Raw genomic sequence first — 14,321 nt, 5'->3', positions numbered from 1 at the left:
CAGCTAATCTATACCTGCATTACATTAAATAAACAGGAAAGGTGCTGTGGGCAAAAGCTGTTCCCGCAGCACCTTTTTAACGCCAATTACCTGAGTCTAGGGAATGAGTAAAAATTTAGCGTCCAAAGCGGTCAGTGGTTTGAAGTGGAGTTCGGCCGGCACCATTGCCAATGCCGTCATGCAGATTGGCTATACCTCTGCCATGGCCCGCCTGCTTGCCCCTGAGGCTTTCGGACTAGTGGCTTTGTCGGCCGTCATTTTGCGTTTTGGCTATTACTTCGCTAACCTGGGTCTGAACCAGGCCATTGTTCAGAAAGAAGAACTTACCGCCGATCATATTCGGGCGGCTTTCACCTCTTCGGCGCTGCTGGGTACCGTTTTCACTATTCTGGCCTGGCTGCTGGCCCCTTTCGCCACCTTGATTTTCGACATGCCGGAGGTAGTGCCGATCGTTCGTGTGATGGCGCTCGCATTTGTGGTTGGTGGCTTTTCTGCCACGGCCACCAGCCTGCTGCAGCGCAACATGCGTTTCAAGGAACTGAGCATCGTCGAGACGCTATCTTATGTGGTCTCCTATTTGGGTGCGGGTATCGTGTTGGCATACCTGGGTTTCGGAGTGTGGAGCCTTGTGTACGCCTCGCTGCTGCAGGCGGCACTGGTTGCAGTGGGCGCCTACGTGATGGCACGGCACAGCGTTCTCCCGATTTTTGACTGGGCGGCGTACAGGCCCTTGTTTGCCTACGGCAGCAAAATGTCGATTATCAGCTTCCTGGAGTTTATCTACAACGATCTGGCTACCCTACTGATCGGACGTGTGCTGGGTGCCTACCGACTTGGTATCTACAACAGAGCCTTTATGCTCGTGAACCTTCCCATGTATAACCTCACACGCACGGTGTCACGGGTGGTATTCCCATCGTTTAGCAAGCTGCAATCCGAAACGGAGAAGCTGGCCCAGGTATACCTCTCAAGCACAACGCTACTGGCCACGCTCATCATACCTGTGTGCCTGGGCATTATGGTGGCCGCTCCGGAAATCGTGCACGTGGTGCTGGGCAGCCAATGGACCGACTCCATCCCTGTGCTTCAGGTACTGAGCCTGGCAATACCGCTGAGTTTTATCACTATGTTTGCAGGCATTGTTTGCGATGCGAAAGCCGTCTTGAACTGGAAAATAGTCATCACCGTAACCCTGATCGTGGTGATCAGCAGTTTGTTTTTCCTCCTGAAATCGTATGGACTCGTGGGCTTTGGTCTCGCCTTGCTGATCAGTGAGCTCATCCGAATCGGGATGTACCAGACTTTGATGAAGAAAATTTTACAGCTCTCTTACTGGAAACAGCTGCGGGTATACCTGCCTGGTGTTATGAACGGAGCCGTGGTTGCCATTACCGTATACCTGTTGAGCACCTTGTTGCGTAACATGGAACTGCCGCATTTGGTGATTCTCATCTCACAGATGATCACGGGTGGCTTCGTTTTTCTGGCAATGATCCTGCTCTTCCCGCACCAGGCACTGAAGGAGCAACTGCACATGATTTTCGCGAAGCTGGGTGTGCAGGACAATCCTTCCTCCTACTATGGCAGAATGCTGATGCGGTACAGAAAGAGTCTCGTAAAAGAAACTGAACGTGTATAAGAAAACTACGACCAAAGTTACACAGCCCTTGCTGGCTTAACGCATACGAATCAACCTTAGGAAAGAAACTAATGACTATAGGAGTAGCAGGCCCCGTAAATCTGCAAATACTGGATTGGGACCTTAAAGATACAAACTTACCCGCGACCAACTCGTTTCCTCTTACCTCGCATTTCATCAATGCCTTGCTTAAAAGAGGATTCAAGGTGATTGCCTATACCAATTCCACTGAAATAGAGGAACCCATGGTGTTGGAGCGTGGTAACCTCAAGGTTTGCATCAGCCGCCAGAAGCCGCAGCCTGGACGCCGTTTTTTCCTTTATGAGGTAGAAGACCTTCGGAAAATGATGGCAGCGCATCCGGCTGACTTTATCAGTGCTTTCTGGAGCTATGAGTTTGCCTGGGCAGCCTTAAAAACCGGGAAACCCACGGTGGTGAGCCTGCACGATGTGGCGTTCCAGATCTTGCGCAAAATTCCGGACATGTTTCGCCTGGTGCGCTGGATGATTAATTACATCGTTGTCAGCAAGGCGGATTTCCTACTGGCCAACTCCTCCTATACCTACAACCAGCTGGACCGAAAAACAAAATCCAAAACCAGAATCATCGACAACTTTTACCCAAGCACCCTGGAGCAACGCCTTTCTGCTAACGCCCAAAAAGGAAATTACATTATCACGGTGGCGCAGGGTTTTACGCATCGTAAAAATATAGAGACCGGCATTCAGGCATTTGCTATCCTACGCAAGCGGTTTCCAGACTTGGAGTATTACCTGGTGGGGGTTGACTCTGAGGAAGGGGGCCTGGCGCAACAATATGCTCAGAAACACAACCTGACGGATGGGATACGGTTTATTGGTCCGCTCCCATATGATGAGGTATTCAGGCTAATCCAGAACGCCCGTGTGCTTTTGCACCCTTCCAGGGAGGAATCATTTGGCATGGTGCTGTTGGAGGCGATGATAGCCCGCACGCCAGTGGTAGGCGGCAAAGACAGCGGCTATATTCCACATTTGCTTAACTATGGCAAAGCTGGGTTGCTGTGCGATGTCAACTCCCCCGACTCCATGGCTACCGAAGTAGGTCGCATCCTGTCGGATGAGGAGCTGTACCAATCGCTTGTCAAGGCAGGCTATACCTATGCTGAGGATAATTTCTCGGAAGATGTGATCGTAGACCAGCATCTGAAGTACTACGGCGAGATTTTGGGCAAACCGGTACAACCCGGCTTTCCGCTGCACGAACCTGAAGGCACGTTCCGCCGTAACACCATACCTACTGCCAAATAGCATTCAAAAGATAGGGACACCCCTTTAAAATGAAGATTAATTACTCTTTTCTGTTTATCATTCCTATGGCCCTGATCATGTTGATGGACAACATGTTCACGGAATTGGCCGCGCCCCATAACCTGGTGGCACAGGCCAACATGCTCAACCTTTTGCTAAAGGCGATGGCGGTGATCTCGTTTGGCTACAGCATGTTTTACTTTACCCGTATGTCGCCTGTTATGCGGGTAGCCTTCGGGCTTACAACACTGTATGTACTGGCTATGGTGTTCGAGTCGTATTACTTCTACAACACCCCCATGGTATACCCCCACGTGTTTCAGAAGCTGTTCCTTTTTTACTTTAGTTTCTTCGTCTATACTTATTACAAAGGCAACTTTCACCTTAAGTTTTCGCACGTGGTCTGGTTTATACTGGGTGGCTTCTGGATCAGTGTGGTCGTGGTGCACCCGGACAAACTGAGCCTGGGCGCCTTTACCTCGCATGAGCGGGGTGTTTACGCCTCCTCCGTGTACATGCTGGTCATCCCTTTCATTTACTTTCTGAGCAAATACATCTTTGAGAGCAGGCTGACAAGTTTATTCATGGCGTTTTTCATTTTGGTGTCTATTGTCTTTTTCCAGCACCGGACCGTATGGATATCCACCGGATTGTTGCTGGTTGTCTATTATCTGCTGATCCGGTTTAAATCAGGTTTGCCAATCAATTTGTTGAGTAAGTTCCTGCCTATTGGCATCGTTTTGCTGATTGCAGGCATAGCCAGCAGCGCTTTCCTGTTCTCGATCCACCCCGAGATCATTACCAAGATACAGGACAGTTTTTCAGATATCGAAAACTTCGATTCTCAAGGGACAGGAGGTTGGCGCTATATACAGTGGATGTCCTACCTACCATTCATACAGGAAAACTGGGTGTTTGGGATGCGCTTCGAAGGTTTTGAGTTGCCTATACAGTTTTGGCGCGACGATACCAACGAGCCTGTGTTCGACGACGGCCAGGGCCATCACTTCCACAGTTTCTATGTAGATATTCTATTTTATACCGGCTTTGTTGGGCTGGCCATTTACTCCATCATGCCGATTTACGCTATTGCAAAAGGCCTTCGTTCCAAAGCCATGACCGTAAACCAGATCATCCTGATCGCCTTTGTCAGCACAGGTTTTATCTATGGTTTCTCGTATGTACTACCGGTTTTTTATTACGCCATACTGGGCTGGGCAATCGTGTACATGGAAGAGGATGGCGTAGAGCGCATGAGTTACCTGCGTGATTTCGGCTCCCGCTGGAAGGCCAAAGCAATCGGACAAAACCGCAAGCTGACAAGCGCCTGATGGCAGCAACTTCTAGCGGTGATTTCAGTATATAAAAACAAACATATTGTTATACCTTAATATCATGAGTACTTCTATTCCTATGACACCTTTGCACACACCTGTGCTATTAATAATATTCAATAGAGCTCATACCACACAGCAAGTATTCGACCGCATTCGTCAGGTAAAACCGTCGCGACTTTATGTAGCCGCCGATGGACCAAGACCTGGCGTGGAGGCAGATATAGTTAAGTGCGCCGAAACACGGCGCATCGTAGAGCAAGTAGATTGGGACTGTGAGGTGAAGACCCTGTTTCAGGAGAAAAACTTGAAATGTGGTGTAGCGCCGGCCACGGCAATCAGCTGGTTTTTTGAGCATGAAGAGGCCGGCATCATACTGGAGGATGATTGTGTACCCTCCAGAAGCTTTTTCTGGTTTTGCCAGGAGCTTCTGGAAAAGTACAAGCACGACACGCGCATCATGCACATCAGTGGCAACAATTACCTCAATGGCTGGCGCAAAGACAATGACTACTCCTACTACTTTTCAAACAAAGTGAATGCATGGGGTTGGGCTACCTGGCGCAGGGCCTGGCAACTCTTTGATTTTAACCTCAAAGCGTACCCGGAGCTAAAGGAGAAAGGCTACCTTAAAGGCCTGTTTTTGAACAAGTTTGAAGAGACCTACCGCCTGAGCAAGCTCGAGGAGGCGTTTGCCAGCATCTCGAACGGCGATATATGGGATTATCAGTGGGAATTTACGGTATACAGCAACTCCGGGCTCTGCATAGTGCCAGAGATAAACCTTGTGCGCAACATCGGCTTTGGAGAGGATGCCACGCATACCTTCAACACCCACGATAACAAGGCACAGATCAAGGAAAACGAGATCGCTTTTCCATTGCGTCATCCGCGGTTTGTCGTTCGCGATATCGAGTCGGACACGAAGAACTTTAACCACTTGATTCGGGGCAAAGTAAGTTCAAAGCTGAAAAGCCTGCTGAGCTTTAATTTATAAAAATAGTCTTATTACAATCTCCTTTTTTTTCGTAGACAGCTTTGTTGGCAGTGCCTCGTTTCGCTAACACCACCATCGCATACACCGAAACAAAAGATTTATATTAGAACCACATGATTAGCATCGTTATACCTGTTTTTAACAGGAAGGAATACACGAGAGATTGCCTTCAGTCTTTGAGAAACCAAACAAATCAGCAGTACAAAGTAATTATAGTTGATGATGGCTCAACAGACGGCACCGAAAACATGCTGCGGGAAGAGTTTCCGGAAGTGGAAATCCTAAAGGGCAGTGGCAGCCTGTTCTGGACAGCTGGCGTGAACATGGGCATCAGACATGCGCTGAAGCAGGACGCTCAGCTCATTATGACCATGAACAATGACGTGATCACAGATAAGCATCTGCTGGAGAAAATGTATGAATGGCATGAGAAAAAGCCTGCGGCCCTGCTGGGTGCCCTCGAGCTGGATGCCAATACAAAACAGCCCATCTTCGGGGGAGAGCGGTTAAACTGGCTGCTAAACACCATCGACGAAGTGCTTCCTACGCTGTCGGAAGATGAGCAAAAAGGCCTGCATGCCGTGACGCACCTGCCTGGCAGAGGTTTGCTTATACCCCGGGTTGTGTTTGAAAAGATCGGACTCTTCGACCAGGACCGGTTCCCGCATTACATTGCGGACTACGACTATACCCATACTGCCAGAAGAGCAGGATTTGAGCTGTATGTAAACTATGACGCCAAACTGCTCACATATCCGGAAGAAAGCGGGGAACGGCAGATTAGAAGCGAAAAGAACTTCAAAAATTATTACAAGCACCTGTTCGACCTGAAGGGTGGCGGTAACCTCCGAGACTTTACCAGGTTTACGCTGAAGAACTGTCCGAAACCGTACATCCCGTTTCACCTGGCAAACGGTTATACACGCAGGCTGTTCGGTTATTTTTTAAGGTAACACCACCGAATGAACTAAGTTATTGACTTGAATAAAGTTTATCCATACCTCAAAACGCTAAGCATTGTTGTTACCCTCATGGTGGCAGCAATGCTTTTTGCTTACTATTACACACAGGGGCACCTGCCAGGCGCAAAAAGGAGCGCCAAAGCGACAACTCAGGGCTATGACGACCCCATTGTGATCAGAAAGGGAGGCACTTACTCCGGCAACTGGGAGTCAAAGGATTCCGAAGTGGCTGCCGTGGAAATCAGAACAGCTGAGCCAGTCGTTATTGAGAATTCCAATATCCGGGGAGCTGGTTACCTGATCAAAAGCTGGGGGCACGCCGCCCACATCACAGTGAGAAACACCAAGGGCTATGGCCTTCCCCCTACTCCCTGGATCTTGTATGAAAAACCACGGCGCTTCTTAATCGTGAATAATTTCAGACATGTGGTGGTGGAGAACTGCTACCTGGAGCAGACGGCCGGCATCTACATCGGAGACACTTACCTGGGCAACGGCAGTCCCGAGAATACCATTAAGATCCGTTACAATGTGGCTAGGAATATCGATGGGCGCATTCATGATGGCTGGTACCGGGCGCAGTTCGTGCAATTCAATTTCCGAAACCCGATCCAGCATGCCGAGATCGCCTGGAACGAGGTGATCAACGAGCCGGACAGTTCACTGGTGGAAGACAACATCAACCTATCCAATTCACGGGGTACTGCTGCCTCGCCCATCCGCATACACAACAACTACATCCAGGGAGCTTACCCTATACCTGCCGATAGCAAGGAGTACTCAGGCGGGGGAATCATCGCCGATTCCTGGTATGAGGACGGCATGGGCGAACCCAAAGAGGTTGCCACTGCTCATGTGCAGGTATACGACAACCAAACCGTTAATCTTGGTAACTACAACTATGCTATCGCAGGCGGCAATAACATTAAGATTTTTAACAACCGCGCCGTGAATGCCGCCCGATTTAAAAACGGGAAGAAGTTTAGGATGTGGACACAAGGGCTGTACGGCTACGATTACTATAACAAAAATGCAACATTTGATAACACCTTTCATAGCAACATGATCGGAGTTATGGGACAGGACGGTAGAAATGACAACCACTACTTCCCGGATGGAACTGTGCGAGAGCATAACAACGCTTTTATCGACGGTGAGATAACCATAGAAAGCGAAAAGGCCGAGTACCGTATCTGGAAATCCAAACTAGAGAAAAGAAACATTTTGGTTGGCCCTCGCCCAACCCTGCCTGCGAAGACGCCAAAAGACTCCACCCTTATGCCCTAACTTCAGGTACTTTAAGTAAGCACCTCTTAAAGTAGACGCCAATTACGACCTTATACCTTCATAATTTCATATAATCCCACCAGAATCACTTATCTCCCAGCGCTCATTCAGGCAGGTTTCGAAATCAGCACTTACCCATCAAAAGTAAATTACACAGCGTCAGCATATCAAATATATTACATTTAATATATATTAAAATAATTATGAAAATCACACCTCCAAGGGTTAGATCAGGCTTGAAAATGAGCTTATAAATTTAACTTTTGACCAGTAAACTCCAACTAATATTAATAAAACCATATTAATAATATTGTATTTTTTAAAAAAAGACAACTTTTTTACATATCCAAAAACAGTCAAAATATGCGTAATTAACCCCTAAAAGGGGTTTTATGCTCACATTCTTATAGCACTTAACAAAGCATGTATGACTTTATTAAGAAATACTCAAACAAAGATTAGTTTTTCTAAAATTTTCCTACTTATATTTGCAACAACTTATATATAAAACTTATAGCCAAACATCAGTTATCTAAAAAGTTTTATAAAACCCTTTAACTAAGTCACGTTGATTTTTAAAAGCTCCAGGGCTTATGAAGGAATATAAGTAATATTAGTTTTTTTAAATTTTTCAACTTTTAGCCAAAAAAGATGAATACAATCACCACTTATGAGAATAAGGGGGCAGGGAAGACTTTGTCTGCTTTCATTCTCACCCTTCTAGTATGGGTTCTGTTCTCAAGCCAAGTTCTAGCCCAGACCTATAGTGGACCACTCGTTATTACAAAAGGGGGAACTTACACCGGAAATTGGGAATCGAGAGATTCAGAAGTAGCCGCTGTTGATGTAAGAACATCGGAGCCCGTAGTAATACTTAACTCAAATATCAGAGGTGCCGGCTATCTGATCAAAAGCTGGGGCCATGCAGTAAACATCACAGTAAAAAATTCTAAAGGCTACGGCCTCACTCCTACCCCGTGGCGCGACTACAAGAAGCCACGTCGTTTCCTTACAGTAAACAATTTCAAGAATGTTGTGGTGGAGAACTGCTACATGGAAAGCACAGCCGGTATTTATGTTGGCACACGCTACGAAGGTGACGGTTCTACGAACAACACGGTAAAAATACGCTACAACAAGGCCAAGAACATTGATGGCCGCGTATACGGCAGCAGCGAGCACTCGCAGTTCACCCAGTTCAACTACAGAGGCAACCTGCCACACGCTGAAATCGCATGGAACGAGATCATCAACGAGCCAAACAGGTCGCTTGTGGAGGACAACATCAATCTATCCAACGCTCGCGGTACGTCAGGATCGCCAATCCGCATACACAACAACTACATCCAGGGAGCTTATCCGCTGCCTGCTACTGAGACGAAATACTCGGGTGGCGGTATCATTGCCGATTCCTGGTACCAGGATGGCATGGGCGACCCTGCTTCAATTGCCACTGCTTATGTGAAGGTATACGATAACCAAACTGTTAACCTTGGCAACTATAACTATGCTATCGCAGGAGGTAACAACATCGAAGTATTCAACAACCGCGGCGTTAACTCGGGCTTGTTCGATGATGGCACCCGCATGAACACGCATAACGTTGGCCTGTATGGCTACGATTACTACAAGAAAGGCGCTACTTTTAATGCAGTAATGCGCAATAACGTAACAGGTGTCATGAGCCAGGGCAACCTGTTTGACAAAAACTATTTCCCGGATGGCCTGGTTAAAAACGAGAACAATCCATATGTCGGAGGTAACGTAACCAAGCAGCAGGAAAAAGCTGAATACACGGTATGGCTAGCTAAACTGAGCACCAATGGAATCGTGCTCGGTCCGAATGGTTCTGCTCCTGTTACACAGCCAGCTCCAACTGAACCAACGCCAACACCAACACCTACACCCACATCGCCAACAACCAGTATTGCTACAAGCACTACAACGGGTACCGGCAAGATCACCCGCGAGTTATGGGGCAACGTGCACGGCTCCTCTGTGAGCGCGGTGCCGGTGAGCACCAAGCCAAACTCCACTACCGGGCTAACTATTTTTGAGGCCCCAGGCGGCCAGGGTAACAACTACGGCCAGCGCGTGCGCGGTTACGTGACAGCGCCGGTGAGCGGCCAGTACACTTTCTGGATCGCGGCCGACGACGCAGCCGAGCTGTACCTGAGCACCTCGGAGGACCCGGCCAAGAAGACCAAGATCGCCTTCTCCAGCACCTGGACCAACGCTCGCGAGTGGACCAAAAGCGCCAACCAGCAGTCTGCCAAGATCGCCCTGGAGGCCGGCAAGCGCTACTACATCGAGGCCCTGCACCTGCAAGGCGGCGGCGGCGACAACCTGGCTGTGGGCTGGCAGTTGCCAAACGGCGCCATGGAGCGCCCGATCGCCGGCAACAGACTGTCAGAGATGGGAAGCGCAGCTCCTGCACCGACGTTGGTTTCTGCACCTGTAGCTACTGTTACAGCGGCAGTGGGCAAGATCACCCGCGAGTTATGGGGCAACGTGCACGGCTCCTCTGTGAGCGCGGTGCCGGTAAGCACTAAACCTTCATCCTCTACTGAACTAACTATTTTTGAGGCCCCGGGCCGCCAGGGTAACAACTACGGCCAGCGCGTGCGCGGTTACGTGACAGCGCCGGTGAGCGGCCAGTACACTTTCTGGATCGCGGCCGACGACGCAGCCGAGCTATACCTGAGCACCTCGGAGGACCCGGCCAAGAAGACCAAGATTGCCTTCTCCAGCACCTGGACCAACGCCCGCGAGTGGACCAAAAGCGCCAGCCAGCAGTCTGCCAAGATTACCCTGGAGGCCGGCAAGCGCTACTACATCGAGGCCCTACACCTGCAAGGCGGCGGCGGCGACAACCTGGCCGTGGGCTGGCAGTTGCCGAACGGCGCCATGGAGCGCCCGATCGCCGGCAACAGACTGTCACCAATTGTAGAGCTGAGTGCATCAACAGCTGCTGCACTAACCACGCAAGACACAAACATTCAGTTTGAAAAAGTGACAGCTTATCCGAATCCGTTCAGAGATGTGGTTACATTGGATATGGGTGCCGAAGAAATTAAATTACAGGAAGTTGTAATTTTGAACCAGACAGGAAAAGTGGTTTACAAAGAAGAAAGCCTGAAATTGGATAACAATAAGCTTGTACTCAATTTGTCTGGTGCTGACTTGAATTCAGGTTTGTATTTCCTGAAGTATACCGATAGCAACGGCAAGAGTAACACAATTAAATTGATCAAAGAATAAATTTGGCTTGATTACAGTTACTGTCATTGAAACAGTGGCTGGAGAATCAGAACAGGCTTTTAATAAGCTTTTGTTAAACAAATAAAAAAGCGGTGTAAGGTTTCCCTTACACCGCTTTTTTATGGTGTACCACCTAACTATTCTGAAATTCTTTCAGCCTAGCAGGTCCGCATTTATCTTTTACGAATGAATTTCCAGGTATACACACCTACCTTGGATGTGGTTTTCTCTGATTCAGGTGCTTCCTCTGGATAGCCGGCCCATTGTTTTTCTTCTATCCAGGCCATTTCCGAATCCGTAACAGATTTCACAGTGTACTGTCCTGTTACAGAGCCCTGCTGTATTTCTATTTTGGTGGAGTCCTTAGGATCTGGAAATCTGTAGCTCATAACCTCTGGCTTCGTGCTTCCGGGCACTGTTACTGTCATGCGCTTGCCATCGAAACTGAATGTTGTCTGGTATTGAACCGAGTCAGTGTACATCACTTCATCGTTAATGGAGTAATAGACTCTTTTGATCAGTGTGTTTGTCCAATCGCCGCGCATTTTTGCATCAATTTCCGAAACCGGCGGCTCAAACGTCTCGCTATCATCATCACTACACGAAGTGAGAATAAGGGCAAAAAAGATAGGTATAAGGAATAACTTTTTCATAAAGAAATACAATATATAGGGGTAAAGGATTTTAAATAATCTGGGTGATAAGTTATTTGTATAACGCGCAATAGAGATGTTTTTCAAACTTATTACGAACTACAGCTTACGGAGGTTATCAAAAATTTCATAAATTCACTAAAATATAATAAAGCTATTGATATTCATGCTGTTAAATTATACTCCGCTTGCACTCCAGCCCGCATAAACTTGTTGCCCCTCATGCGCGGCTGCAGGTATAAGGCCGGCCCTCCCAACCATGGTTTGATCATCGGCCAAGGCCAGACTGGAGCATTCTGGATCTTATGTTACTTATCCGACTATCAGAACGAGGGTCATGCAATCAGTGGGCAACCACGAGCTTACGATTGAGAGTTTTGCTGCTGCTGGCCATTGTCAAATTATAGACACCAGGTTTAAGAGACGCTCCGACGGGCAGTGTTAGGTATAGCTCCCCAAATTCATTGGTCCTTACCAACTGGCGAAGCACCTGACGTCCGGAAACGTCCGTAACCAGGAATGTCACGTCTTCACTCTCCGGCAGGTTGGCCACCTCGATCGTAACCTCCGCTCCCATTGCAGTCGGGTTCGGGTATACCCTGAACGATGAGGCTATCGGGGCACGATCTTGCAGGAGTATGGTGTTGGAGTACGTAAAGGTGCCATCCTGCCTGACTAACCGGAGGCGGTAATATGCTTGTTCCTTCAGCGGCTCTTCGTCCGTGAATGTATAGTCGATGGCGGCCGTGGTGGTGCCAGAAGCTTTAACTTGGCCGATGGCCGTAAAATTGTTGCCGTCAGCGGACCGCTCTACCTCAAAATAGGCAGCCTCCAACTCGTAAAGCGTTCTCCATTCCAGTTGCGCGATTTTCTGCTTAAAGTCTTCCCCATAGGCATACCGGCCTTTAAAGCTCAAGAACTCTGTCAGACCATCGTATACCTCTACAAAGCGACTTTTAATTTCTTCCGGCGAAAGGGCTCTCCCAAAAAGCTTCAATTCGTCCATGTCGCCTTCATACTGGTAACTGTTTATCAAACTTGAGTTAAAGTACCCGATGGTAACAGGAGCCCGGCTTTTGAACTCATCATTATTCGTGAACCCGCGGGCCGCTACCTCCTCACCGTCCACATAGAGCCGCATAGCCTTGGCACGGCCATCCCGTACCACAACTAGTTGATGCCAGGATCCATCGTTAAGCTTTGGACCGTTAGAGCCGATAACAGTTTCTGTGTATTCAATATCATACATGACGAAGCGGGCTTTACGCTGCTGGTCTAAGCCTAGCCACCATTGTACCGGAGAATCCTTGGCATGTAGCCCAAGCATCACCTGGTTTTGGGCTTCGCTGCTCCCATCCTTGGTTTCCGTGCGAAGCCACAGCTCGATCGTGAAAGTTTCGTCTGCTTTCCAGGCGAAGTTAGGACTTCCGATCACCTCTAGTCCAGTGTCCCGACCGTTGAATCGCTGCCCCCCTCCTATCACGCCTCTCACGGGGGCAGGCCGGGTTCTGGCAGAGGCTACTGCGTCTATTGGCGTATACACGTCCTGGTAACGAGCCCCTGACGTTTCGTTCAACATCCAGTGGTGCAGCATGCCTATACCTTCCTGTGTGGCTGGTTTCACTTCAATTTGAAAAAGCTGCGGGGCGCTTTCCCCCTGACTGTTGGTCGCCTTCACCTCGACTGCAAACTTACCGGATGCCTGGGGCACCCAGTTGATCAGCCCTGAGCCAGCATCTATCGTCATTCCCTGTGGTCCAGAAACCAAGGTATAGCGAGGGGTAGGCTTGCCTGTGGCATTGACATCATACCTGTACGCCTGATTTACTGTGCCATAGAGCAAAGGAGTTGATACGATTTCTGGCCTGATTCCTTCGGGCCCACAGTAACTGCCTGCTCCCTGGTTATAGCGGGCGCGCATCTCCTGCTCTGATAAATTGCGCTTGTATACTAGCAATTCATCTACAACACCATCAAAAAAGAACTTTGTGCCAACGTCGAAGTATCCGATTGTGACGGGGCTAGCCGTTTCCAAGTTGGCCCGGTAAATTCTTTTTTCGGTTATCCTGTCATCTACCCTGAAGCCATCCACATACAGTTTTGTTATCTCATTCGTGCCATCACGCACTACGGCTAAATGATGCCATTTGCCATCAAACAAGTTCACAACTTTGAGATAATCCGTCATGTTGTGCGGCTCGCCGAAATTATCCTGCATGTCGAAAACGGCATATCCGTCCTGACTTACGCCCAGCCACCACGCCATCAGACCATCATTGGCTTTTCGGCCGACAATAACTTGATTGGTGGATTTTTTATTTACCTGCACCCATACCTCAATCGTGAAGCTACTGTTAGGCCCCCATTGAAAATTCTGTATTTCGTTGAACTGAAGACCGGTGCTGGAGCCATTGAAGCGCTGTCCGCCTGCAAACATACTGGCTGCAGGTGCTGGGCAGCCTGTGCAGGTGGCATTGGCGCCGCTAACGTAGTCGAGGTAGCTGCCGGAGGTTTTCTCATCAAACCCGAAATAGTGGGCCAGCCCAGGAAGGCAGCTCAAACCGGAAGTAGCTTGTGCCTGCAAAGAGGATTGGAAAACCAGCATCAAACAACAGGTAGCCCATACAAGGGTAAGTTGAGATCGGATGGAAGACCATGCTGTCCCAATCGTGTGACGAAAGCCTTTGTTCTGAGGTAAGGTGTCTGTTTCCCCTTGCATGAAGGATGAATCGCAGTATATATTTTTCATGTAATTCACTAAGTCATTGGCTCTTTAGGAAGAGCTGGTCGTAATATGCGCTGTGCTATTGCACTTTCAAAGGTTTCTAAAAAAACAGAGACTTTGCCGGATGTGTAATTTTTCGTTACTGCTTTGTTGGATTGTACGTGGAGTATTAGC

The 14,321-nt window shown here is 48.6% G+C and carries 9 protein-coding genes; 7 read left to right on the top strand and 2 right to left on the bottom strand.

All coding sequences use genetic code 11. The features are described from left to right. Positions 1-103: 103 nt before the first annotated feature. The 7 genes from H9Q13_RS00485 (at position 104) to H9Q13_RS00455 (ending at position 10,769) form a co-directional block, all read left to right on the top strand. Complete coding sequence (locus H9Q13_RS00485) at positions 104-1,639, top strand: lipopolysaccharide biosynthesis protein (protein ID WP_191181798.1); 1,536 nt, start codon at positions 104-106, stop codon at positions 1,637-1,639. A gap of 71 nt (positions 1,640-1,710) precedes the next feature. Continuing rightward, entirely contained in the window at positions 1,711-2,928 is a 1,218-nt protein-coding gene (locus H9Q13_RS00480; protein ID WP_191181797.1) for a glycosyltransferase family 4 protein, read from the top strand. A 29-nt stretch (positions 2,929-2,957) separates the two neighbouring features. Beyond that, positions 2,958-4,259 (top strand): O-antigen ligase family protein, encoded by a 1,302-nt coding sequence (locus tag H9Q13_RS00475; protein ID WP_191181796.1) that lies wholly within the window; start codon positions 2,958-2,960, stop codon positions 4,257-4,259. A gap of 103 nt (positions 4,260-4,362) precedes the next feature. Beyond that, a complete protein-coding gene (locus H9Q13_RS00470; protein ID WP_317173860.1) occupies positions 4,363-5,259 on the top strand; it encodes a nucleotide-diphospho-sugar transferase in 897 nt (298 codons plus the stop codon). Between the two features lie 113 nt (positions 5,260-5,372). Then, positions 5,373-6,212 (top strand): glycosyltransferase family 2 protein, encoded by an 840-nt coding sequence (locus tag H9Q13_RS00465; RefSeq protein WP_191181794.1) that lies wholly within the window; start codon positions 5,373-5,375, stop codon positions 6,210-6,212. A 27-nt stretch (positions 6,213-6,239) separates the two neighbouring features. Next, positions 6,240-7,508: a right-handed parallel beta-helix repeat-containing protein gene (locus tag H9Q13_RS00460; RefSeq protein WP_224743981.1), complete on the top strand. Its 1,269-nt coding sequence runs from the start codon at positions 6,240-6,242 to the stop codon at positions 7,506-7,508. A 651-nt stretch (positions 7,509-8,159) separates the two neighbouring features. After that, positions 8,160-10,769 carry a PA14 domain-containing protein gene (locus H9Q13_RS00455; protein ID WP_191181793.1) on the top strand — a complete coding sequence of 870 codons (2,610 nt, stop codon included), beginning with the start codon at positions 8,160-8,162 and terminating at the stop codon, positions 10,767-10,769. Between the two features lie 173 nt (positions 10,770-10,942). On the opposite strand, the gene H9Q13_RS00450 is transcribed toward H9Q13_RS00455, so the two are convergent. After that, positions 10,943-11,422 carry a hypothetical protein gene (locus H9Q13_RS00450; protein ID WP_191181792.1) on the bottom strand — a complete coding sequence of 160 codons (480 nt, stop codon included), beginning with the start codon at positions 11,420-11,422 and terminating at the stop codon, positions 10,943-10,945. Between the two features lie 343 nt (positions 11,423-11,765). Continuing rightward, positions 11,766-14,027 (bottom strand): LamG-like jellyroll fold domain-containing protein, encoded by a 2,262-nt coding sequence (locus tag H9Q13_RS00445; protein WP_191181791.1) that lies wholly within the window; start codon positions 14,025-14,027, stop codon positions 11,766-11,768. Between the last annotated feature and the right edge of the window lie 294 nt (positions 14,028-14,321).

Origin of the sequence: Pontibacter aquaedesilientis, assembly GCF_014773225.1 — a bacterium.
Classification (GTDB): Bacteria; Bacteroidota; Bacteroidia; order Cytophagales; family Hymenobacteraceae; genus Pontibacter; species Pontibacter aquaedesilientis.
Note: the sequence above shows the minus strand (reverse complement) of the source record. Positions and strands in the feature narration are given on the sequence as shown.

What these genes read in the sequence shown, in the direction of transcription:
- H9Q13_RS00450 (WP_191181792.1), bottom strand. Translation starts at nt 11,422, where the DNA reads ATGAAAAAGTTATTCCTTATACCTATCTTTTTTGCCCTTATTCTCACT.
- H9Q13_RS00455 (WP_191181793.1), top strand. Translation starts at nt 8,160, where the DNA reads ATGAATACAATCACCACTTATGAGAATAAGGGGGCAGGGAAGACTTTG.
- H9Q13_RS00485 (WP_191181798.1), top strand. Translation starts at nt 104, where the DNA reads ATGAGTAAAAATTTAGCGTCCAAAGCGGTCAGTGGTTTGAAGTGGAGT.
- H9Q13_RS00465 (WP_191181794.1), top strand. Translation starts at nt 5,373, where the DNA reads ATGATTAGCATCGTTATACCTGTTTTTAACAGGAAGGAATACACGAGA.
- H9Q13_RS00445 (WP_191181791.1), bottom strand. Translation starts at nt 14,027, where the DNA reads ATGCTGGTTTTCCAATCCTCTTTGCAGGCACAAGCTACTTCCGGTTTG.
- H9Q13_RS00475 (WP_191181796.1), top strand. Translation starts at nt 2,958, where the DNA reads ATGAAGATTAATTACTCTTTTCTGTTTATCATTCCTATGGCCCTGATC.
- H9Q13_RS00480 (WP_191181797.1), top strand. Translation starts at nt 1,711, where the DNA reads ATGACTATAGGAGTAGCAGGCCCCGTAAATCTGCAAATACTGGATTGG.